Annotated in this window: 19 protein-coding genes and 1 pseudogene; 11 read left to right on the plus strand and 9 right to left on the minus strand. The window is 46.2% G+C overall.

The genetic code is table 11. The features are described from left to right. Window positions 1-724, plus strand: a pseudogene (locus V7723_RS03015) (DNA repair protein RecN); the annotation flags it as partial. Window positions 725-728: 4 nt separating this feature from the next. Further along, window positions 729-2,840 (plus strand): NAD-dependent DNA ligase LigA, encoded by a 2,112-nt coding sequence (ligA, locus tag V7723_RS03020; protein WP_335682944.1) that lies wholly within the window; start codon window positions 729-731, stop codon window positions 2,838-2,840. Between the two features lie 3 nt (window positions 2,841-2,843). Here ligA and V7723_RS03025 read toward each other — a convergent pair whose 3' ends face one another. Beyond that, on the minus strand, window positions 2,844-4,850 hold the full coding sequence (locus tag V7723_RS03025; protein ID WP_335682945.1) for an aminopeptidase P family protein: 2,007 nt from the start codon (window positions 4,848-4,850) through the stop codon (window positions 2,844-2,846). Window positions 4,851-5,046: 196 nt separating this feature from the next. Here V7723_RS03025 and V7723_RS03030 point away from each other — a divergent pair, with 196 nt between their 5' ends. The 3 genes from V7723_RS03030 to V7723_RS03040 all read left to right on the plus strand — a co-directional run bounded on the left by V7723_RS03030 (window position 5,047) and on the right by V7723_RS03040 (window position 6,936). Further along, a complete protein-coding gene (locus V7723_RS03030; protein ID WP_335682946.1) occupies window positions 5,047-5,343 on the plus strand; it encodes a hypothetical protein in 297 nt (98 codons plus the stop codon). 36 nt (window positions 5,344-5,379) lie between these two features. Further along, window positions 5,380-5,898, plus strand: a complete 519-nt coding sequence (locus V7723_RS03035; protein ID WP_335682947.1) for an RSP_7527 family protein — start codon at window positions 5,380-5,382, stop codon at window positions 5,896-5,898. Window positions 5,899-6,318: 420 nt separating this feature from the next. After that, window positions 6,319-6,936, plus strand: coding sequence for a DUF1127 domain-containing protein (locus V7723_RS03040; RefSeq protein ID WP_335682948.1), 618 nt, complete (start codon window positions 6,319-6,321; stop codon window positions 6,934-6,936). Window positions 6,937-7,012: 76 nt separating this feature from the next. Here the strand turns inward: V7723_RS03040 and V7723_RS03045 are convergent, their stop codons facing one another. From V7723_RS03045 to gpt, 5 genes are all read right to left on the minus strand, one after another. Further along, window positions 7,013-7,873 carry a 50S ribosomal protein L11 methyltransferase gene (locus tag V7723_RS03045; RefSeq protein ID WP_335682949.1) on the minus strand — a complete coding sequence of 287 codons (861 nt, stop codon included), beginning with the start codon at window positions 7,871-7,873 and terminating at the stop codon, window positions 7,013-7,015. Further along, window positions 7,857-10,136 (minus strand): ATP-dependent helicase, encoded by a 2,280-nt coding sequence (locus V7723_RS03050; RefSeq protein WP_335682950.1) that lies wholly within the window; start codon window positions 10,134-10,136, stop codon window positions 7,857-7,859. The genes V7723_RS03045 and V7723_RS03050 overlap by 17 nt, the downstream gene beginning before the upstream one ends. A 58-nt stretch (window positions 10,137-10,194) precedes the next feature. Then, window positions 10,195-11,988, minus strand: coding sequence for a chloride channel protein (locus V7723_RS03055; RefSeq protein ID WP_335682951.1), 1,794 nt, complete (start codon window positions 11,986-11,988; stop codon window positions 10,195-10,197). 135 nt (window positions 11,989-12,123) lie between these two features. Beyond that, the gene (otnI, locus tag V7723_RS03060; protein ID WP_335682952.1) at window positions 12,124-12,906 is read right to left on the minus strand and encodes a 2-oxo-tetronate isomerase; all 783 of its coding nucleotides are present in this window, start codon (window positions 12,904-12,906) and stop codon (window positions 12,124-12,126) included. A gap of 4 nt (window positions 12,907-12,910) precedes the next feature. Then, window positions 12,911-13,414: a xanthine phosphoribosyltransferase gene (gene gpt, locus V7723_RS03065; protein WP_335682953.1), complete on the minus strand. Its 504-nt coding sequence runs from the start codon at window positions 13,412-13,414 to the stop codon at window positions 12,911-12,913. Between the two features lie 132 nt (window positions 13,415-13,546). On the opposite strand from gpt, the gene V7723_RS03070 reads away from it, so the two are divergent. After that, complete coding sequence (locus V7723_RS03070) at window positions 13,547-13,786, plus strand: hypothetical protein (protein WP_335682954.1); 240 nt, start codon at window positions 13,547-13,549, stop codon at window positions 13,784-13,786. A 136-nt stretch (window positions 13,787-13,922) separates the two neighbouring features. After that, window positions 13,923-14,621, plus strand: coding sequence for an NnrU family protein (locus tag V7723_RS03075; protein WP_335682955.1), 699 nt, complete (start codon window positions 13,923-13,925; stop codon window positions 14,619-14,621). 8 nt (window positions 14,622-14,629) lie between these two features. Here the strand turns inward: V7723_RS03075 and V7723_RS03080 are convergent, their stop codons facing one another. After that, the gene (locus V7723_RS03080) at window positions 14,630-15,088 is read right to left on the minus strand and encodes a PaaI family thioesterase (RefSeq protein WP_335682956.1); all 459 of its coding nucleotides are present in this window, start codon (window positions 15,086-15,088) and stop codon (window positions 14,630-14,632) included. Window positions 15,089-15,189: 101 nt separating this feature from the next. On the opposite strand from V7723_RS03080, the gene V7723_RS03085 reads away from it, so the two are divergent. Further along, window positions 15,190-16,083 (plus strand): LysR family transcriptional regulator, encoded by an 894-nt coding sequence (locus V7723_RS03085; protein WP_335682957.1) that lies wholly within the window; start codon window positions 15,190-15,192, stop codon window positions 16,081-16,083. Window positions 16,084-16,088: 5 nt separating this feature from the next. Here the strand turns inward: V7723_RS03085 and V7723_RS03090 are convergent, their stop codons facing one another. After that, window positions 16,089-17,579 (minus strand): inorganic phosphate transporter, encoded by a 1,491-nt coding sequence (locus tag V7723_RS03090; RefSeq protein ID WP_335682958.1) that lies wholly within the window; start codon window positions 17,577-17,579, stop codon window positions 16,089-16,091. 200 nt (window positions 17,580-17,779) lie between these two features. Between V7723_RS03090 and V7723_RS03095 the strand changes: the two genes are divergently transcribed. Both V7723_RS03095 and V7723_RS03100 read left to right on the plus strand, forming a co-directional pair. Then, window positions 17,780-18,955 carry a M20 aminoacylase family protein gene (locus V7723_RS03095; protein WP_335682960.1) on the plus strand — a complete coding sequence of 392 codons (1,176 nt, stop codon included), beginning with the start codon at window positions 17,780-17,782 and terminating at the stop codon, window positions 18,953-18,955. Window positions 18,956-19,105: 150 nt separating this feature from the next. Further along, window positions 19,106-19,966: an MBL fold metallo-hydrolase gene (locus V7723_RS03100; RefSeq protein ID WP_335682961.1), complete on the plus strand. Its 861-nt coding sequence runs from the start codon at window positions 19,106-19,108 to the stop codon at window positions 19,964-19,966. On the opposite strand, the gene V7723_RS03105 is transcribed toward V7723_RS03100, so the two are convergent. Further along, window positions 19,963-20,844: a LysR substrate-binding domain-containing protein gene (locus tag V7723_RS03105; RefSeq protein ID WP_335682963.1), complete on the minus strand. Its 882-nt coding sequence runs from the start codon at window positions 20,842-20,844 to the stop codon at window positions 19,963-19,965. The genes V7723_RS03100 and V7723_RS03105 overlap by 4 nt on opposite strands. A gap of 243 nt (window positions 20,845-21,087) precedes the next feature. Between V7723_RS03105 and V7723_RS03110 the strand changes: the two genes are divergently transcribed. Continuing rightward, complete coding sequence (locus V7723_RS03110; protein WP_335682964.1) at window positions 21,088-21,642, plus strand: histidine phosphatase family protein; 555 nt, start codon at window positions 21,088-21,090, stop codon at window positions 21,640-21,642. Window positions 21,643-21,846 lie beyond the last annotated feature (204 nt).

Here is a 21,846-nt window from a genome sequence, read left to right on the forward strand (position 1 = left end):
GCATAAATGTACAGTGGAAGCGCTACCTGTCTTACTTGCACAATTTAAGGCCAAACTAAAAGCCGTAGAAGAGAGTGATGTAGAACTTCAAAAACTGCGACAAGAAGCGAAAGACGCGAAAGTTGCCTTCGTCCTCAAAGCAAATAAATTAAGTGAGCATCGTAAAATCGCGGCGACCAAAATGGACACGGCAGTAAAAAGAGAGTTGGGTCCGTTAAAACTCGGCAGTGCTCAATTTATAACGAAAGTTACAGATTTGGATGAAGCTCATTGGGGATCCTCCGGATCAAACAAAGTTGAATTCCTGATTTCAACAAATCCCGGAAGTACTGCGGGTTCTTTGATAAAGATAGCGTCCGGCGGCGAACTTTCCAGATTCATGCTTGCCTTAAAAGTAGTTCTGGCAAAATCCGGTTCAGCACCGACACTTGTTTTTGACGAAGTGGATCGCGGTGTAGGCGGGGCAACTGCCGATGCTGTTGGCGAACGATTACGTAGGTTGGCGGAACAATTGCAAGTTCTTGTAGTAACCCATTCCCCTCAAGTCGCCGCATCGGGCGAGGCTCACTGGAATATTCAGAAAACTGATAACGGTAGCGGAACAACAACCTCTGTTGTTCGGCTAAGCTCAGTTCAAAGACAGGAAGAGATCGCTAGAATGCTGTCTGGGGCGACGATTACGAATGAGGCACGGGCCGCGGCTCAAAGCCTGATACAGGGCTGATGGAATGGAAGATATAGCAAAACTGAGGGCTGATACCGCAGCGATAGAGCATAAGCGATTGGCAGCCGAAATTAGGAATCATGACGCTCGGTATTATCAAGATGATGATCCATTAGTTTCGGACGCAGATTACGACGAGTTGCGACGCGCATTAGTCGGATTGGAACAGAAATTTCCGGTTTTAATTACACCGGATAGCCCTACCCAAAGTGTTGGTAGTGCACCGGCAAAAGGGTTTGGTAAAGTACGGCACAAAGTTCCAATGCTATCTTTGGATAACGCTTTCAATAGCGACGAACTGCAGGAATTTGAAAACCGAGTGCGTCGATTTTTAGGATTGCCGCCTGATGAAGAAGTTGCTTTTTTTGCAGAGCCCAAAATAGATGGATTGTCGGCCAGCCTTAGATATGAAGCTGGGTTTTTTGTTCAGGGGGCGACACGGGGAGATGGCCAAGAAGGTGAAGATATCACTGAAAACCTGAAGGGTGTCGTTGACCTTCCTCTTCGTTTGGAGGGCTCAGAGGAGATCACACCATTTGTATTTGAAGTGCGCGGCGAGGTTTACATGTCCGGCGCTGATTTTCGAGCTCTCAACGAGGCGCAGCTGGCGAATAATGCGAAAACCTTTGCGAACCCCAGAAACGCTGCCGCGGGTAGTTTGCGACAGTTGGATACGTCGATAACGGCTTCTAGAAACCTTCGCCTGTTTGCGTATGCCTGGGGGGATGCTTCTGAGATTCCGGGCAAGTCACAGTCGGAAATACTCGAACAATTTGCTAAATGGGGGTTTTCGGTCAACCCTCTATCTCGTGTATGCGCCAATATGGCAGAGGCCATAGATTCTTATCGTAAAATAGAGGAATTACGGTCGTCGCTCGATTACGACATTGATGGTGTTGTATTCAAAGTAAACCGTCTGGATTGGCAAGCCCGCCTCGGATTTGTAAGCCGTAGTCCACGTTGGGCAATTGCTCATAAATTTCCGGCAGAGAAAGCAAGTACCTTAGTTCAGGATATCGAAATCCAAGTTGGTCGCACTGGTGCGCTAACACCCGTTGCAAGGCTGCACCCCGTAACTGTTGGAGGAGTTGTTGTATCTAATGCGACTTTGCATAACGAAGAAGAAATTGAACGCAAGGACATTCGCGTAGGCGATACCGTCATAATTCAACGCGCTGGCGATGTTATTCCACAAGTGGTTGAGGCCAATTTGGCAAAAAGGCCAGAAAATAGTTTACCTTTTAAGTTTCCGACAGTTTGCCCTGTCTGTGGCAGTCATGCTGTTAAGGAGATTAATGCCATTACCGGAAAGACGGATGTAATCAGGCGCTGTACTGGTGGCTTGATCTGCCGTGCGCAGGCGGTAGAACGACTGAAGCATTTCGTTTCACGCAATGCACTAGATATTGATGGATTGGGCGCTAAGCAAATAGAAGCCTTTTATGCTGATGATCTTATAAAGTCTCCTGCTGATATCTTCACTCTCAAAAAACGCGATAGTACGCCCGGCAATTTGCAACGGCTTAAAAATAGAGATGGCTTTGGTGACAAAGCCATTAATAATCTGTTTGGGGCGATTGATGAGCGGCGTCATATTGACTTGGATCGATTTATCTATGCCCTTGGCATCCGCCATATTGGACAGGGCAATGCACGTTTGTTGGCAAGAAATTACGTAACGTTCGACAATTTGCGAGCCGCTCTAGATACGGCAAGAGACGATGCCGGTGAGCAGTATGTCGATTTATTGAATATCGATGGTATCGGCGAAGCTGTTGCCGACGCCACTCGCGAGTTTTTCAATGAGGAAAAAAACCAAGAGATTCTGAATGAACTTCTGGAAGAAGTGGAAATACTGGACTTTGATATTCCAACCAATGACAGCCCTATAGCCGGGAAGATAGTTGTCTTTACAGGGTCTTTGGAATTGATGACGCGCGCAGAAATGAAAGCCCGAGCAGAAGGGCTTGGAGCTAAGGTCAGCGGATCCATTTCCGCCAAAACCGATTATCTCGTCGCTGGCGAGAAGGCTGGCTCCAAACTCAAAAAAGCTACCGATCTGGGTGTGCAGGTTTTAACTGAACAAGAGTGGGTTGACTTAATGGGCACGTCTTAAGCTCTAAATAGAAGTTGTGGCCGATTGCAGCCAATCTTTAACATCTCGGGAAACTAGGGGTGAAATTTTGTTCCATACGGATTGATGATAGCTGTTTACCCATTGCAATTCTTCAGTGGTTAGTAATGACGTCTCAATCAAATTCTGATCAAGCGGAGCAAAGGTTAGGGTTTCGAAACCGTAAGTCGTTAATTCCGCATTCTTCAAACCATCAACTTCATAAACAGTCACAAGGTTCTCAATCCGGATCCCGTAATCGTTTGCTTTGTAATACCCGGGTTCATTCGAAATAATCATGCCGGGTTGGAGGGCTATTGAATTTGGCATTTTTGAAATGCGCTGCGGCCCTTCATGGACAGATAAATAACTTCCAACACCGTGGCCTGTACCATGATCATAATCAAGGCCTGCGGCCCAAAGGGGTGCTCTGGCCAACGTATCAAGCTGACTCCCCGTTGTTCCCTTTGGAAACCTGGCGGTTGCCAGAGCAATATGACCTTTGAGAACCAGAGTAAAGCGTTGCCGCATCTCTTCCGTTGGTTCCCCGACTGCAATAGTGCGCGTTATATCAGTTGTACCGTCTAGATACTGTCCGCCGCTATCAACAAGGTAGAGTGTACCTGTTTCAAGTTTACGGTTGGATGCATCAGTCGAGCGATAATGACAAAGAGCGCCGTTGGGCCCGGCCGCCGAAATTGTCGGAAAACTTAGGTCTTTAAATTTATCCCCCGTCTTACGGAATTCCCGTAATTGAGCTTCCGCAGAGATTTCATCCACAGATCCGGATGCTGCATTTAAAGAAAGCCAATGCAAAAACTTTGTAACAGCAGCACCATCTCGAATGTGGGCACTCCGCGTCCCTGCAACTTCAGTGGCATTTTTCGTGGCTTTTGGCAGTAAGCACGGATCGTCCGCCCGAATAATTTTGGCCTGCGCGCTTGTTAGTTTGTTTACGATCCATTGGCTGGTTGTGGAGGGATCGATTTGAACAGACTTACCGTTGAGACTGGTAAGACCTTCGTGGAATTGGTCAGGATTAAATAATCGGACACTATTTCCCAGATGTTCCGATAATTCCGGTGAAAGTTTGCGCTCATCCATGTAAAGATCGACTGTGGCATCCTTATGTAGAATGCCGAATCCCAATGCGAATGGCGTACAAGGAAGGTCAGCTCCGCGAATATTCAAGAGCCACGCATTTACATCTGGCAAAGTATGGATACTGGCATCGACAGCGCTTCCTTGTAAGGTGGCAGCAATCGCTGTCCGTTTGTCGCGCGAAGTTTCTCCTGAAAACATGTCGGTATGAGGGACGACCATTGCGAGAGGTGGTTGCGGGCGATCCGTCCAGACATCATCAATAAGATTGGTCTCTGTTTCTTTCAGCGATATCCCAAGACGCTTCGTCAGTTGTTTGAAGGCATTGACGCTGCTTTCTGTGTGAAGCCAGGGATCTATCGCTAATGTCTGGCCACTGGCCATATTTTCTTCGATCCAGGCAAACATTGGCTCATCTGAAACATGCCGGGGCTGAAATAATGAAGTGTCGACTTCATTTACAACTTGTAAGGTATACCGTCCGTCAACAAAGATTGCGGCTTTGTCTTTCAAGACACCGGCAACGCCGGCTGACCCAGTAAAGCCCGTCAGCCATTTCAAACGCTCGGAGCATGCGGGGGCCGCCTCACCATGATATTCGTCGTTCAGTGGAACAATGAAGCCATCAGCATTTTCAGCGATCATTTTTGCGCGTAATGCCGCTAAGCGGGTGGTCGAATTTTCAGGCGATAGAACAATCTTTTCGATACGATCACGATAGGCATCGCGCACCATTTTTACGGACGTTATTTGTTCCGGCGATAAGTTTGGCAATACATGACGAAGGGTGTTGTCTTCATCCGGCCGGTACGGAGCCGCGGCAACAGCCTCGATAAGTTCCATTAACGACTCTTTGCTTAGACCCGTATGATTGCTTGCGATAAGGGTGTCTATCTCTGCGGCTGTATTCATAACATCTCCGGGCAATGGGGCATTTAGCATTAAAGGACTTATTCTGCATGAATATGGGGGCTTTTTTGATTGAGTGCAATCCTAGCTATGCATTTTATGCAATGCACCAATACGATCTTCGCGGGCAGATTCAGAGGGTAAGCCATTGTTTTTTAATGAATGCGATGCAATATAATCAGTATCAGGAACAAACAGTATGGAATTTGATATGTTCTCTAGAAACGAAAAATACGGACAAGCATTGCATTTGCAGTATGGCGCTTCAAATAGCGACGCAGATGGCTCTTCGTTGAATGGTCATTTTAATGCATCGCCATTTTGGCAGCGGATTTTGAGTTCAAGGAAACAACAAAAAACTGCAAATACTGTCGAAGTTGATTTGCTAAATATTGTGTCAATGCAAGAAGCAAAACGTGATTACAAGATTGCAAGTAAATCAGTGAATGAAAATGAAATTGAACGGCTGAGCGCGAATAACGCTTTAGTTAAATAGACCCGAAAGGGAATCTGCTTCTAAAGGAGAAGTATTATGATGAACTACAACCAGAAAGAACTTGAAGCTTTGGCTATGATCCAACCCGTTCAAGTGACTAAAAAGAATGTTGATGTCGACGCATTGATCTATCGCGGTCATGTACTGAGAAGCGAATATATGTCAAATGGCGTTGCGTCTTTCTATAAAAAAGTGGTCGGCAACTTTGCGAAGCGGCAACAAATCGCAGCGGCAAAAAGAAGCCTGCATGCTATGTCAAACCGGGAATTAGATGATTTAGGCATTACGCGGTCGGAAATCGATTACGCCGTAGAAGGAAATATGGATGCTAAATCAGCGCCGTCTTTCTGGGCAACGGTTAAAGCAAAGATAGCGCATGCGCAGAAGGCACGGGCAGGGTACGCTCAGCTAATGGCGATGGACACACGCCAGCTTGCGGATATCGGGCTAGTAAAAGGCGATATTGAAGCTGCTGTTCATGGCAATACAGCTTTTCTTGCCAATGACAACCTCGCGCATGCAAGCAACAACAATGAGCACCGTCACGCGGTCTGATTAAGACAATGAGTTTGTAATTCCGATTGCAAGCAATTAACTAACCAATCCCTCATGCTGAGAAGCGTGGGGGATTTTTTTATTTTCAATAAAAAATTACCAATATCTAGATAAAATTTATCTCTCAAAGTAAAATTATTTACATGTAAAAACAATAGGTTAATAAGTAAATTGGCATTGAAGGACGTGCCCAGCTTTATTGACACTTTTAGGCCATATTTGATGCATAACTGTTGATACAGGAGAAGGCTAATTTAATGATTTTGGGTAACGTTATCCCGATTGTTATTCTGTAAGGCAGGCATAAATCGACTGTGTTTATATCAGTCATTTAAGTAAACGCCAGTTAGGTTGCCGGAAGGGTTAGAGGGAAAGCGGTATAGATCGCAGGTCTTCGACACTTCTTGTGGAGGAATAGACATGATGCACTATTATATGGCGGACTTTGGCGGATTTTTTGCAACAAATACTGCTGTTGCTAATCCATCTAACCATAACCGAAAAACAGTGGATGAACTTCATCTGCGGTCGAGGCGTTTCAGAAGAAATTATCTTATGAGACGATTGAGTCTGACGTCACGGTCCCTATCACGACGTATTGCAGAATATCAGCGCAATTCGACGGCAAAAAAAGAACTCTACGCAATGCGCGACTATGACTTGGCAAAACTCGGAATTACCCGAGGAGAAATTGAACTTGTCGTTAGTGGGCACCGGCGGAGAGGCTTTTCAACGCTGCTCACGGCTTCGAAAAAATATTTTGGAAATGTCTGGGCAAATGTTGAAAAAGCAATGCGGATGCGGGCGGGTTACCGTGAATTGATGGCAATGACTGACGTTCAGCTTGCCGATTTAGGCCTCTCGCGGGGCATGATACCCGACGCTGTACGCGGTAATTTGAGCCAACACCAAGAAAACGGTCCGTCCGTTATTGCTCAAGGAGAAAAAGGTGGTTTAACGGTGATTGATGGCACCAATAATCAACACATCCCGCCGAATGATAACAAACAGCATAACGATCACCGTCACGCGGTTTGATCGTCAGCAGCCGGTTCATATGCATCCCCCCATAGTGTTAATGGACCGGCTGCTTCTTTTCTAGACGAAATATTTTCTATTTTGCCAAGACAAGGGCACGCCATTCACCAATGGCGTATCGACGTTGTAGACGCATGCCCTGAAGCAGGTAACTGCTTAGCACCATTTGTTCTTGTTTGCCGAGCAATCCAGACAGTACGAGGACTCCGCCGCTCGCCAAAGCGCTGGTAATGCCGTGAGCCATCGTGACTAAGGGTTTTGCAAGTATATTTGCGACGATGAGGTCGTAAGGTGCGGGTTGTTGTAGGGCGCGGCTATTCAGACCTGCTGCATGCTCTGTTTTAATGAGCGGCGACAGGCCATTTTTCTTGGCATTTTCATTTGTAACCAGGACAGCATCTATATCTATGTCGCTGGCAAGCACGGGGCGTCGCCAGGCTTTCGCAATCGCGAGGGAAAGCACACCTGAACCACATCCGAGATCGAGTGCATTATAAAACTCTTGGTTTTTTCGGAGGTCATCAATTGCCACTAGACAGCCGAAAGTCGTTTCATGCAGTCCCGTTCCGAAGGCGCGTCCAGCGTCAATTGTCAGGTCATGTCGAGAAATACAGGGGTGAACGGCATCATGTGATCCGTGAATATAAAATCGCCCGGCGTCGACTGGTGGGAGCAATTTCTGGCTTTCCGAAACCCAGTCTTTCTGGACCAGAGGCGCAACAATATACTCAAGATCCGAATCCAACCGTTGAAGGAGTTCCTCGGTTGGCATTTGTTCAAACAAGACATTCATCGTCCAACGGGAACCATCTGCGACAGCTTCTTCCATAGAAACTGTTAATGCATGTTCCTCAAGGATCTGTTCAATTGGTTCAAGTTCTTGCAAAGGAAGAGTAACGCTGAGTTGCCAAAGGGAAGTATCAGCAGGTTTGGACAAAATTTTCCATCACTTTCTTTGTACCCGCTTTTTCGAAGGTGATTTCGAGTTTTGGACCATCTTTTCTTACAATACGGCCATAGCCGAATTTTTGATGAAATATGCGGTCACCAACTTCTTTGCCCGCATCACTCGCCACAGTCTTCAAGGGTTGCGTGGCATTGTCGACCAAAACCTCGTTAGCAGCAGCCCGTTTTGTCAGCACGTCTGTGTAATGCGTCGCCTCTGCCGTTCGCCAAGCGAAGGAAGATGGTGAGTCAGTGGACCGTTTAGTACTGTAAATGCCTTGTTCAGATTGATCAGCAACATGCTCTTTGGGCAATTCATCAACAAAACGGCTAGGCAGAGAGGACTGCCATTGGCCATGAATGCGGCGGTTGCTGGCATGGCTTATATAGCAACGCAACTTGGCGCGGGTAATTCCAACATAGGCGAGGCGGCGTTCCTCTTCTAGGGCTTTGAGGCCGTTTTCATCTAAGGCACGCTGATGAGGAAATAGGCCTTCTTCCCAACCGGGGAGAAAAACCGTGTCATATTCTAGTCCCTTTGCTGAATGAAGCGTCATAAGGCTGACCATTTCATCATTTTTATTCTCGTTATTCTCCATAACAAGGGACACATGCTCCAAAAACTGGCCAAGACTTTCATAATCTGTGAGAGCAGGTCCAAGCTCTTTCAAATTTTCTTTTTTCCCTTCAGCCTCAACAGATTTATCCTGACGCCACATGTCAAAATATCCGCTCTCTTCGAGAACAGCTTCAACGAGCTCATTCGGTGGAATTAGGTCTTTCTGTGCCCGCCAATGATCAAAGTTATCGCATAATGCGGAAAGTGCTGCGAGGGGCTTTCCTTTAAACAGTTTTTGCTCAACAGCAAGAGCCGACGCCCGGGAAAGGGATATATTATTGGTGAGACCGATGTCTCTAATCTTTTCAAGTGCTTTTGCCCCAAGACCTCTTTTTGGCAAATTGTAAATTCGCTCAAAAGCCAGATCATCATCAGCCTGGTTTATGACCCGAAGATACGCAAGAACATCCCGAATTTCTCGGCGCTCATAGAACCTCAATCCGCCAATGACACGGTATTTTATACCCATGCTCAAAAAACACTCTTCAAAATCCCGGGTTTGAAAACTGGCGCGAACCAAAATTGCAATGTCCTTTAGACTAGTGCCTTTGCGTTCGATGTTTTCAATTTCGTCAGCAACCCAGCGAGCCTCATTGCCACCATCCCACAACCCGTTGAGGACAATTTTCTCGCCCTCATTTCCTTCTGTGTAAAGGGTTTTGCCAAGCCGACTTTCGTTTTGAGAAATTAATCCAGACGCGGCACCTAAAATATGGGAGGTAGAGCGATAATTTCTTTCCAATCTGATAATATCAGCACCTGGAAAGTCGTCCTCAAACTTTAAGATATTACCGACTTCAGCGCCACGCCAGCCATAAATGGACTGATCGTCATCGCCAACACAGCAAATGTTCTTATGTTTTTGGGCAAGCAGCCTGAGCATCAAATATTGCGCGACGTTGGTATCTTGATATTCATCAACGAGGATATACTTGAAGCGGTTTTGATACTGGGCGAGTATTTCCGGGTTTTGCTGAAAGAGTGTAAGGATGTGCAGCAATAAATCACCAAAATCGCATGCATTTTGAGCGGTCAAACGAGTTTGGTAGATTTTATATAAATCACCAGCGCGGCCATGCGCAAATCCACTGCTCTCTAGATCTTTTACTTGATCCTGGCGTAAACCTTTATCTTTCCAACGATCTATGATTGCGGCTAAACCTCGAGGCGGCCATTTTTTTACATCTATACCTTCATCGGTAAGGATTTGTTTTAGCAACCTGAGTTGATCATCCGTATCCAAGATTGTGAAATTCGTATTAAGTCCGACCAATTCTGCATGACGGCGTAATAGCCAGACACCAATTGAATGGAACGTGCCAAGTTTAATTTCAATGGCCTGTGGTCCGACCAGGTTTGCCGTGCGCTCCCGCATTTCGGCTGCGGCCTTGTTGGTAAATGTAACCGCGAGAATCTCCCAAGGTCTTACATCTCGCATGTTCAGTATGTGAGCCAGTCGTGTGATCAAGACACGTGTTTTACCCGTTCCCGCGCCAGCGAGAACGAGTACCGGTCCATCAAGAGATTGGACTGCGGCAGTTTGCCCTTCATTCAGGCCATTTAGATAGGATAAATCTGGGGCGGAAGGCAGTTTTTCAGGGGCGTCAAAACTACCAATGTCAAAATTGTCACTCATGGTTATATGATATAGCTCAACATGATCTGCCCGGCTATACCAGATCGAATGATTAATCTTATTTGAAAACTTTGTCTCGTGCATCGTCCTGAGCAGAGAGCAGTGCCCCATTATATGCATGCAATAGATCGTTGTGGTGCAATATACCGATAAGTCGGCGGTCGCCCGCTCTATTGATGACCGGAATATGCTCAACGCCAGCTTTTTCAATTATACTAATGGCGGCTTTTAGGCTGGTATCTGGAAATAAGACTGGATTATCTTCATGAACAAGGTCCATTGCCGTCAAATTTTCTTCTGGCTCGTCTCCAAACAAATGAGTTTTTAAATCAGAGTAATCGATACGGCCGAAAAACTCATGGGTTTCCGGATCAACAACAACAAATTTGTCATGGTTGGTGTTGCCAACAATTTTTCGAAGATCTGCCATCGGCGCATCTTTGGCGACTTCTATAAATTCACGATCCATGATGCCGCGCACTTGGCGAAAGCTCAATTGACGAAGAGCACGGCTTTCGTTGACGTCAACATTCCGATTGAGAAGCTGCGTCTGAAATATGCTCCGCCCGATTATATTCTTTGTGATAAGAGTTGCCACCGATACAGCGATCATCACCGCGATAGAAATCTTGTAATCGCCTGTCAGCTCAAACACGATGAGGATGGTTGAAATAGGCGCCCCGAGTACAGAGGCGGCGACTGCGGACATTCCGATGATTGCGTAGAGTCCGTGGCTGGCTGCCATTTCTGGAACTGCTTGTGCAGCGATAAGGCCAAAGGCGCCCCCGGTCATTGCTCCGATAAACAATGAAGGTGAGAAAAACCCACCGCCGAATTTGCTGCCTATGGTAATTCCGACAGCTATTGTTTTCACCACTATCAGCGCGAGCAGTAGAAGCAACCCGTAATTACCCTTCAGCGCACTATCTGTCGCCTCGTAGCCAACACCGATAATCTGCGGAAATTGAGTTGCAATGAGTCCCAGCACAAGACCGCCCGCCGCAGGGCGTAAAACGTCGGGAATATGAAAACGGTCAATAGTTTTCGTCGAAAATGTAATGCTCCATATGAAAATCAGCGAAACAAAGGCTGAAACAACGCCAAGCAATGCGATTGCTGGAAATTCCCAGAGAGAAACGATGTTGTATTGAGGAATGATGAAAGCTGGAAAGTCCCCCACGTAAATACGACTGACGATCGTTCCGACGACGGACGCGATTACAATTGGCGCAAAGGCTTGCGTGGCTAGAGATCCGACCACAACTTCAAGCGCGAAGAACATCCCGGCAATCGGCGCGTTGAAGGACGCGGCAACACCAGATGCCACACCGCAGGCCACCAGAGTCATATAATATTTTGAGGGTAGACGTAACCGTTGTCCGAGCTGACTGGCAATCATCGCACCAAAATGTACCACTGGACCTTCGCGACCACTAGACGCGCCGGAACCGAGGGATACCGCGCTCACAAACATTGCTCCAAGGCCTGTCAGCAATTTCATCTTGCCGCGATTGACGATAACCGCTTCCATAACGTCAGCGACACCTTGCGGGCGATTACCCGGCATCAGATATTTCAGGAAAAAACCGACGATGAGTCCGCCAATTACAGGGACAGCAACAATTTGCCACCAGGGAAGGCTATCCGCCATCGAAATGATATCGTAGCTTCCAAATCCATAAAACAGGGTTTGCAGCTCGCTGATGGCGATCCGAAAACCTACTGCACCATATCCAGCCAACAAGCCGATGGCGATCGCACAAGCGACGAGTTTGACCGGCATGCTATTCGTTGCCGAGAAAATCGGGTTGAGAATTTTTTCTTTTGTCTTGTTTCGTTCAACGACGGCCATGGTAAAGCCTATTGCCCTAAAAATAATAGCATTACGGACACTTAGTTATTTGTTTTGATATTCAGGTGTAACGCTATTGTCTTAAAGTTTCAATAATTCCAATGCAATCTGTCACGAAGACTTGATGCGTCAATTTTAGCAAGTAAGGAATTCTTTCGCCCACCCCAGCGTTTGTGATGCCGTGGTAGATGGTTTGTATTCACATCCGATCCATCCCGAATATCCCTCAGATTCTAAAAATTCGAATATATAGGGATAATTAATTTCACCATTGCTTGGTTCGGACCGATGCGGTGGGTTGGCGATTTGAAGATGACCTATGTTATCAGCATTTGCCAGATATTGCTGACAGATGTCGCCATCTGTTCGCTGGATATGATAGACATCGAATTGAATTTTGAGATTTGAGCGACCGACAACTTCGAGGGTTGAAGCTGCCATAGCGACGTTTTCCAAAAAGAAACCCGGAATATCTTTCGCGTTAATTGGTTCAATAAGAGCGATAACGTTACTTTTCGCGCATTCGATGGCGGCAAATGCTAGATTTTGGTGATAAATTTCCAGCTGTGCACTATGGGCGATTGTCTGGTCTCGAAGGCCTGCCATAATATGGATTTGCGGGCATTGCAGTGTCGCCGCGTACTCTAGGGCCAGAGTAATACTATCTTGAAATTCCTGTTCTCTTCCTGGAAGGCATGCCAGGCCCCGCTCTCCAGCATTCCAGTCACCGGCGCTGGTATTGAAAAGAACTTGCTTCAATCCGTTGTCATTTAATAAATTAAAGAGTTCTGGACCAGACCAGCCATAGGGGAATAAATATTCGACACCTTTAAAACCATCTTTGGCCGCCGCTTCAAATCGATCAAGAAATGCTAGCTCCTGATATAAAAAGCTTAAGTTTGCGGCCAGTTTTAGCATGGCACTACTCCGATTTCGATCGTGTCTCTTCGACGATGGGTTTGACAAATGTTGGTGCCTGATCCCATGGAAACAGGATCCAGGTATCCTGACTTACTTCTGTAATAAAGGTATCGACTTGCTCCAACCCTTTGGGTTTGCCGTAAATACTGGCGAAGTGGGCGTTAGGGAGCATTTCGCGCACGTGCCGGGCCGTTATTCCGCTGTCCACCAGGTCGTCTACAATCAACCAGCCTTCGCCGCCATTCTCCAGTTCGAGCGGTTTGATGACATTGACCTCGCCGACTGTTTTGTCATCCCGGTAGGCCAAAATACAAATTGTTTCGATATGCCGAATATCAAGTTCTCGGGCGACAATCGCCGCCGGAACCAAACCTCCTCGTGTTACAGCAACGACTCCTTTGAAAGGGGCTTTCTCCATGAGTCGCCAGGCGAGCGCTCTGCCGTTGCGATGCAGTTCTTCCCATGAAACTGGAAAATATTTTATATAAGCGGCTTCTTGTGTCATCGTATTATTCCTTGTCGTAAGTTTGATGATGGTTTTAGACTGAGGTCACACATATGAAAAGACCCGATTTCATCAAGTTACTTTCAAAGGCTTTTAACCGGTTACATATTCAGCTAGTCTGATCGGATGATTATGAAAGCTCCAACAACGGCGCAGTTGAAATATTTGCGACTTGGCCGTTTTCAGCCAGGCGGCAAATTGCCTCTGTTTGATCCCAACGGTCAGCAAATTAACGCGACGACGATCCGCAGCTGTATTCGTAAAGGATGGGCTGCCTCGTGGTTTAAGAATCCCATCAAACCCGACTGGCTCGTTTGTAAATTGACGGATGAAGGTATCAAAACTGTCGACAAATACCCTGACCGCCATTGATACTAATACGAAATATCGATGACAGAATGTGACGAACCTCTCATTGCGTTATAGTAAGGGTCACAATATTCTTCTCCTGACGTGCGCGTTATGCCAAACTTTAATTATCTGACAACAGCGTGGTGGGTGCGTTATTATGACTGGTTCCTTGTTTATGCTTTCGGCAGCGATGATTGTCTTTCTCGCTATCCATATTATTCCTTCCAGTTACCTTAGAGTTGCCCTTGTCTCCAAAATCGGGACAGGTGCCTATCTTGGTTTTTTCAGTCTGCTATCCATCGCAGCATTTGCCTGGGTCATATATGCGTATATTCAAACGCCATTTGGAACACCAATCTGGGATGCCGGGAACACCGGATTGTATTTGGGGACTATTTTGATGCCCATTGCCTTCATATTATTTGTTAGTGCGTATACCAGTCCAAACCCCACAACATTGGGCGGCGATAAACTGGTGGATAAGGAGTTCGCGTATAGCGGAATAAATGCCATTACCCGCCATCCCTTAATGTGGGCAATTATCCTTTGGTCGATTGTTCATGTGGTTAATAATTCCGACAGCACATCTCTCATCTTTTTTGGTGGATTTGGAGTGCTGGCTCTAGCTGGAAGCTTTTTAATTGACGCAAAAAAGGCGCAGCAATTAGCAGGTGACTGGGATCGATACGCTGCCCGGACGTCAAATATTCCGTTCCTTGCACTTATTCAGGGACGGGCGACCTTCTCATTCAAGCCGCTTTGGTGGCGCATACTTCTGGGTTTGTTTGTATTCGCGGCGGTATTTCATTTCCATTCCAGCTTGTTTGGTGTGTCGCCGGTCCCGATGTCAAATTAGAAAGTCGCCTAAAATACGGCGCAGGTGGTGTTTCCTGTCGCGTAAATTTTGCCGTCCTCGCCAATCAGTTTTGCGTCTGCAGTGGCAATTTTACGGCCTTTGTGAACCACTTCCGAGGTCGCAGTTACAAGGCCCATTCCGGGTTTCATGGCGCGTATATATTTGATATTCAGATCGACAGTGGTGTAATTTTCTCCAGGTTCCATCATTGTATGAATGCTGCAGCCTAAGGCGGAATCAAGTAAAGTCGCTGCGTACCCGCCATGGACACTACCCATTGGATTGAGATGCTTGGAACTTGGTTTTCCTTCAAAGGCGGCTTTTCCGTATGAAATTTCTTTTAAGGTAAAATCAAGAGTACTGGCTATAGACGGAGGGGGCACTGCACCCGCGACCATCGCCTGAAGTTGTTGGAGGCCGGTCATTTGTTGTCGCGCTTTTTCCAAATCGATATTCTGGAGGGTCATAATAAATCCATTTTTAGTTAGGCTATAGCTTAAAGATAGGGATTACTATCAATACGAAAATATGCTATTGATGTATATCAACTATACAAAAATGAATAAACATGTCCTGGGATCTTTATAGATATTTTTTAGCGGTTGCGGAAACCGGTAGCTTGTCTGCGGCCGCCCGCCAGCTTTCCGTGTCACAACCGACGGTCGGTCGGCAAATTTCCGAGCTTGAAGTTAGGCTTGAAACACGATTGTTCGAAAGGGCTTCTCATGGCTATCTACTGACAACCGCGGGCCAGCAGATAAAAGCCAGAATAGAGGAAACCGCAGCAGGTTTTCGCGATATCGAGAGCCAGATTAGGGGGATGGATAAATCACTTTCCGGGCTGATCCGGTTTTCAGCAACAGAAGGGTTTGGCAGCTATTGGTTGACGCCGAAAATCAGCGAGTTTCAGAAAATTTATCCGAACATCCGGTTCGAACTTATCCTCAATATCTCTGTCCTTGATTTGCGAAAACGAGAAGCTGACGTCGCGTTACGGCTTGCAAACCCAAGATCTTTAGACTTAATCGGACGGCGTGTCGGGAAAGCTGGGTTCGGTCTGTATGGGGCGAGAGATTACCTTGAAAGACGCGGTTATCCGCAGTCTGTTGATGATCTCAAAGATCACGACTTTATCGGATGGCAGCAGACCCGAGATGATATCGTCTTGACTAAGGCACTGTCAAAAATGGTTGGAGAGGCAAATGTAAAATTTCAGTGCAATACAGTAGCGGCCCAGATCGCAGCGGTTAAAAACGGGATGGGACTATTTCTAGCACCGCATTATCTGGTGCCAAAAGACGATACGGTCGTCCGACTCCTTCCAGACAGGATTAATCAGAATATTGATATGTGGTTGCTTACTCACCGCGATCTGATCGGTACTAGCCGAATTCGTGTATTTTTGGATTTTCTATATGAAAAATTTCAACAAGACGCGCAAATGTTACTGAACGGCAAATGACACCTTTAGGAGGCGAAGTGAGAAATCAGGAGAAAAATGCCTGCTGCAAGTAAGGCGGCGCAGGGAACAGTAATTATCCAGGCAGCAATAATTGTTATGAAATGAGATCGGCGTACCAGCTTTTTACGTCGATTGTTATTTTTTTCGTCAATTCCTTCGGGCAGGTTACTTTCGGGATTTATTTTTGCAGGCCTATTGATGGAACGTATTTTCTTGGCCCGACGTTCTGTGTCCCATTCCCTAAAGAATCCCACCCCAAATACAGCTCCCACAGCAATATGTGTTGAACTGACCGGCAGACCTAGAGCGGATGCAATCAAAACAGTAATGCCCGCAGACAAAGCAACACAATAAGCTCGCATGGGGTTCATCTTTGTAATCTGTTCCCCTACGGTTTTGATGAGCTTAGGCCCGAAAAGAAACAATCCGGCGCTTAATCCGACAGCACCGATAAGCATAACCCAAAGCGGGATACCGACTTTAGCGTCAATTGCACCTGAGGCTGATGTACCTACGATAGCAGCGAGAGGGCCGACAGCATTGGCAACATCATTGGCGCCATGAGCAAATGACAGAAGTGCGGCCGAGCAAATAAGGGGTATTGTAAATAGGATCCGCAGGGATTTGTTTCGGTTTTCCATGCCGACAGCGGCTTTGGCGATAATTGGTTTTACGAGGGCATATACAGCTGCAAATAATGCCAATGAGACGAACAAGATCGTAACGCCATCCGGTCTCCAAATCTTTTTTAAACCCTTCATAATCAAATATGCGGAAAAGACACCGGCCATAATGGCCACGAGCAAGGGGACCCAGCGTTTGGCGGCCGCAATTTTATCGTCCTGATAGATGATATAGGATTTGATAAACGCAAGAAATACAGCGGCAATGATGCCACCCATAACGGGAGAGATAACCCAGCTTGCCGCTATTGCGCTCATGGTGGTCCAATTGACCACACTAAATCCAGCCGCCGCAATGCCGGCACCCATAACACCGCCAACGACAGCATGGGTAGTTGAAACGGGCGCGCCGATCCAAGTTGCAATATTGACCCATAATGCGGCGGAGAACAATGCAGCCATCATGACCCAAATAAATACTTGGCTGTTTTCCATAGAGGAGGGATCTATGATTCCCTTTTTTATTGTATTTACAACGTCGCCGCCCGCCAATATTGCCCCTGCAGACTCAAAGATAGCGGCGATGACAAGAGCACCCGTCATAGTCAGGGCACGGGAGCCAACGGCTGGTCCAACATTGTTTGCGACATCATTTGCCCCAATGTTAAGGGCCATGTAGCCGCCAATAATAGCGGCAATTATGATGAGTGTTGAATGTTCTCCTGTAGTGATAATACTTGCGGAAAATGCCCAAACAATAAGCAAAAACAATCCGGCCAATGCAAGGGCTTTGTAGCTATTGACCGCGAAATTTCCTTGAGATTCAATCTGTCCAATTCGGTCCAGATCTTTATCGAGAGTTTGTTTTACCATGATATTTTCGAATGATCCTCAGCGGCTGATTCCATTTGTCGAAATTATGGAAAGCTTTCTAGTCCATTCGAGAGGCGAAAGAAAGTACATTTGTTGATCTAGGCCTGTTTCATTTAACCGGGCAGGCTTTCAAAATACGGGAGCGGTGTGCTAGGCTCTTCGCAAAGATCGTAGATTCAATAAAAACAGGAAAAATATCCATGAAAATTCTTCCCGAACTCAAAAACCTGCATAAAGAAATGACTGAATGGCGCCATCGGATTCATAAGCATCCGGAAACGGCTTTTGAAGAATATGAAACGTCTGATTTCGTTGCTGAAAAGCTTGAAAGCTTTGGTTTGAAAGTTCACCGAGGGCTTGGAAAAACTGGTGTTGTAGGTACATTGACGAGCGGCAGCGGAAATCGTGCAATTGGGCTGCGCGCAGATATGGACGCGTTGGATTTACAAGAACTGAATGAATTTGAACACCGGTCTCAAGTGGATGGCAAGATGCATGGCTGTGGACATGACGGTCATACGGTTATGTTATTGGGAGCGGCGAAGCATTTGTCGGAATCAAAGAATTTTGATGGGACTGTTCAATTTATCTTTCAACCAGCGGAAGAGAATGTTGCCGGTGGTCGCGTTATGATCAGTGATGGACTATTCGATTTGTTTCCTGTCGATAGTGTGTATGGAATGCATAATATGCCGGGACATGAGGTGGGCACTTTTGCTGTTTGTAAGGGCCCCATCATGGCGTCCGCTGACTTTTTTGATTGTAAGGTAACCGGCAACGGTGGTCATGGGGCCTTTCCGCATCTGGCAACGGATCCTGTTGTAATATCTGCGGAGATTATTCAAGCATGGCAGAGCATCGTAAGTCGGAATGTGGACCCGCTTCATTCTGCGGTTATCACGGTCGCACAGATTCACGGAGGCCACACTGGAAATGTTATTCCGGCAGAAGTCGTCATGAGCGGTACGACACGTGCATTTGATCCGGATATTCAGGATATGATTGAAAACCGGATGCGTCAGGTTGCGATCGGGATTGCTGAGGCGCATGGTGCCACTGCAGAATTTACATATGATCGGCGATATGCACCGACAATTAATACGGCGGATGAAACTGATGAGGCAATTGCGGCGGCCGTGGAGTTAGTCGGAAATGGCGGTGTCAATAAGGATGTGACACCGGTTATGGGGGCAGAGGACTTTTCCTGGATGCTGAAAGAGCGCCCTGGATGTTATATTATGATCGCAAATGGGCAGGGCGAGGGAAGTTGTCATGTCCATAACCCGAATTATGACTTTAATGATGATATTTTACCCCTTGGAGCTAATTACTGGGTGGAGCTAACAGAACGGATTCTGGACCGCGAGGCCTCTTGATAGAAAATAAAATTGGAAAATTGGCCAATCATGGTCAATTTTTCGTGACGACGATTACAAAGTAAGACGTTAACCCTTGGTAATTGTCGTTCGTAAATAACAAATTAGGTAATATGTTGTTTCTTTAGGATTGGGGTGACTCGAGGCTTAATGAGTATAAAAGTGAAATTTTGGGGTGTGCGTGGATCCATAGCAACACCGTCTGCAGACCATATGAAGTATGGCGGCAATACCTCCTGCATTGAGGTAAACGTCAATGGCCGTATCATAATACTTGATGCGGGAACCGGTGTCCGCCTGCTCGGAAACTGCCTGATGGAACGAGACCTTAAAGAATACCTATTTCTCCAATCACATACTCATTGGGACCATATCAACGGATTTCCTTTTTTCGCCCCGGTCTATCGGGACGATGTCAGCATCAAAATTATGGCGGGGCATTTGAGCGAATCCGGCGGTATTAAAAAAGTCCTTTCCTCTCAAATGTGTCAGCCGACCTTTCCTGTTCCCTTTTCAGAGCTTTCAGCGAATTTGAGTTTTACGGACTTTAAGGCGGGCGAGTCGTTTTCATTAGGGGATGGAATTTTCGTTCGAACGGCGCCGTTGAAGCATCCAGATGGGGGTACGGGATATCGCATTGAACATGGTGGCAGCTCTATTTGCTATATAACGGATACGGAGCATGTTATCGGCCATCCTGACGAGGATATTTTGAGCCTCATAGAAGGCGCCGATTTGGTCATTTACGATTCAACTTATACCGATGAAGAATATCCGAAATTTGCTGGCTGGGGGCATTCCACCTGGCAAGAAGGTATTCGATTGTGCCAGGCAGCGAATGTTGGGCAGATGGCTATTTTCCACCATGATCCATCTCATGATGACGCTTTTATGGATAATGTGGCCAAGCAGGCGCGCAAAGTCTGGTCAAATACTTTTGTCGCGCAAGAAGGCATGACCGTGGCCATCGAAGCAGCTAGTCAGGAAGAGAAAATTTCTGTCGCTTATTAAGCATCAATTTTGACAGCGCGTAGATCAGAAGAAACTTCGAAAAACTTGGAAATGATTTGAGAATCTCGACGTTCCGCCAAACATATTCCAAAAATTTCCATTCTCAGACTTTGTTCCTCAAGTTCCAATAAAAGTATACGATTATCGCCGGAAACTTCTGTTGGCGTAAAATATGAGACCCCCATATTATTCGCGACAGCTTCACGGCTGATTTCCCGGTTTTCGACAATCACAAGATCGTCTTTGTTATATTTTACGTGATGGGACCAGTGATCGCGTTTTTGCCCGTTGGTCGTCTCGTTTATGGAGATGATGGTCCTTTGATCTTGAAGCTCGCTTATTGATACCGACTCGCGTCCGGACCATGGATGCCGGTGTGATATTGCCACTTTAAGAGGCTCGTCATAAATTTTTTGATAGTAATATTGATTATTGACAGGAGGGGTGTCGAAGAACGCAATATCGGCACGATAATCGAGAATTTCTTCATCTATTTTTTTATAGGGCCCGGTCGTAAATCCGATGGTTATTTCCGGATATTTTTCCTGAAAGGCGGCGGCGGCTTGTAAAGCATGTATGGAGGAAGGAGCGGCGATCTTCAAATGGCCGATTTTGAGTGTTTCCAGAGAGGACAGAAGTGTATGGGCTTCTTTTTCCAGGCTGAATATTCTGCGAGACAAATTTAACAGCATTTTTCCGGGAGCTGTCATGTGGGTTTTGCGGCCGCGACGTGTAAATAGTTTAGTATTATAATTTTGCTCCAGGGCTTGTACTTGCAACGTTAAAGCGGGCTGGGTAAGCCCTAGATTTCTTGCTGCGGCCGAAAAGCCTTTATTTTCTGCGACTGCATGAAAAGCTCGTAACTGCGCGTGGTTCATGATTATTTCTGCCTGACGAATAAGTAGTGGAAGATAAAGTTTCTAATATTTTTCATATCTATATATTCTAATAGATGAAAAAACAACTCTTTTAAATTGTTATAAAAATTATTTTAACCCTTATAAGTAGTTTTTCTGGCGCCAGATTGGCGCCACGTTATTTTTTACCCCCCCAGTTGATTGTTTTACTTCCTGGACAGAAAAATGTGTTATTTGAAAGACATCAAGAAGAGGGGACTGAGTGTGAGTGTAAAAATTTATCTTGTTAGACATGGTGAGGCTGGGGGATCGTGGGATAATACCGCGGATCCAGGTTTAAGTGACAAAGGGGTTTCACAGGCAGATGCTGTCGGGCGGCTGCTGAATGAGACGATGGCGCCAATTAACATTTTTAGCAGTCCCTTGAAGCGAGCTCAGGAAACCGCGAAGCCGATTGGCAGCTTATGGCGACAGACAGTTGATATTGCTCCGCAATTAACAGAGGTACCGTCCGCCGGTATAGAGTTTAAAGATCGCCGTCAGTGGCTGACTGGAATTCTAGAGGGGCAATGGAAGAATCAATCGGATGTGCTTCAAAACTGGCGATCCAATATTGTCGAGTTTGCCAAAAGCCAGACGGAAGACGCGGTTTTTGTCACACATTTCGTTGTTATCAATTCATTAGTAGGATTTGCCGAGGGCAACGATAATGTTCTTGTTTTTCGCCCTGATACTTGCTCGGTGACGACGATTGAGTTGGATCTAGATCGCCTGCATCTGATTGAGAAAGGGCAGGAAGCCCTTACAGTGGTTAAGTAAACGTCAGATTTTTTTATGCCCAGTTTGGGATGGAGCTGTTGGATTTAGACGCAACATACTTGACTCTTGTTTAAATAAAAAATAGAACAAAACAAGAACAAATGATATTTTATGATATACCTCATGAGAATTTGAAACTGCTTTGAAAGAGAAGGAGTGTTTTGCAAACAGGCGCTGAAAAAAAGAGTCTTTTAGCTTTGCCAG

The sequence above is a fragment of the Sneathiella sp. genome (genome assembly GCF_036960985.1).
Classification (GTDB): Bacteria; Pseudomonadota; Alphaproteobacteria; order Sneathiellales; family Sneathiellaceae; genus Sneathiella.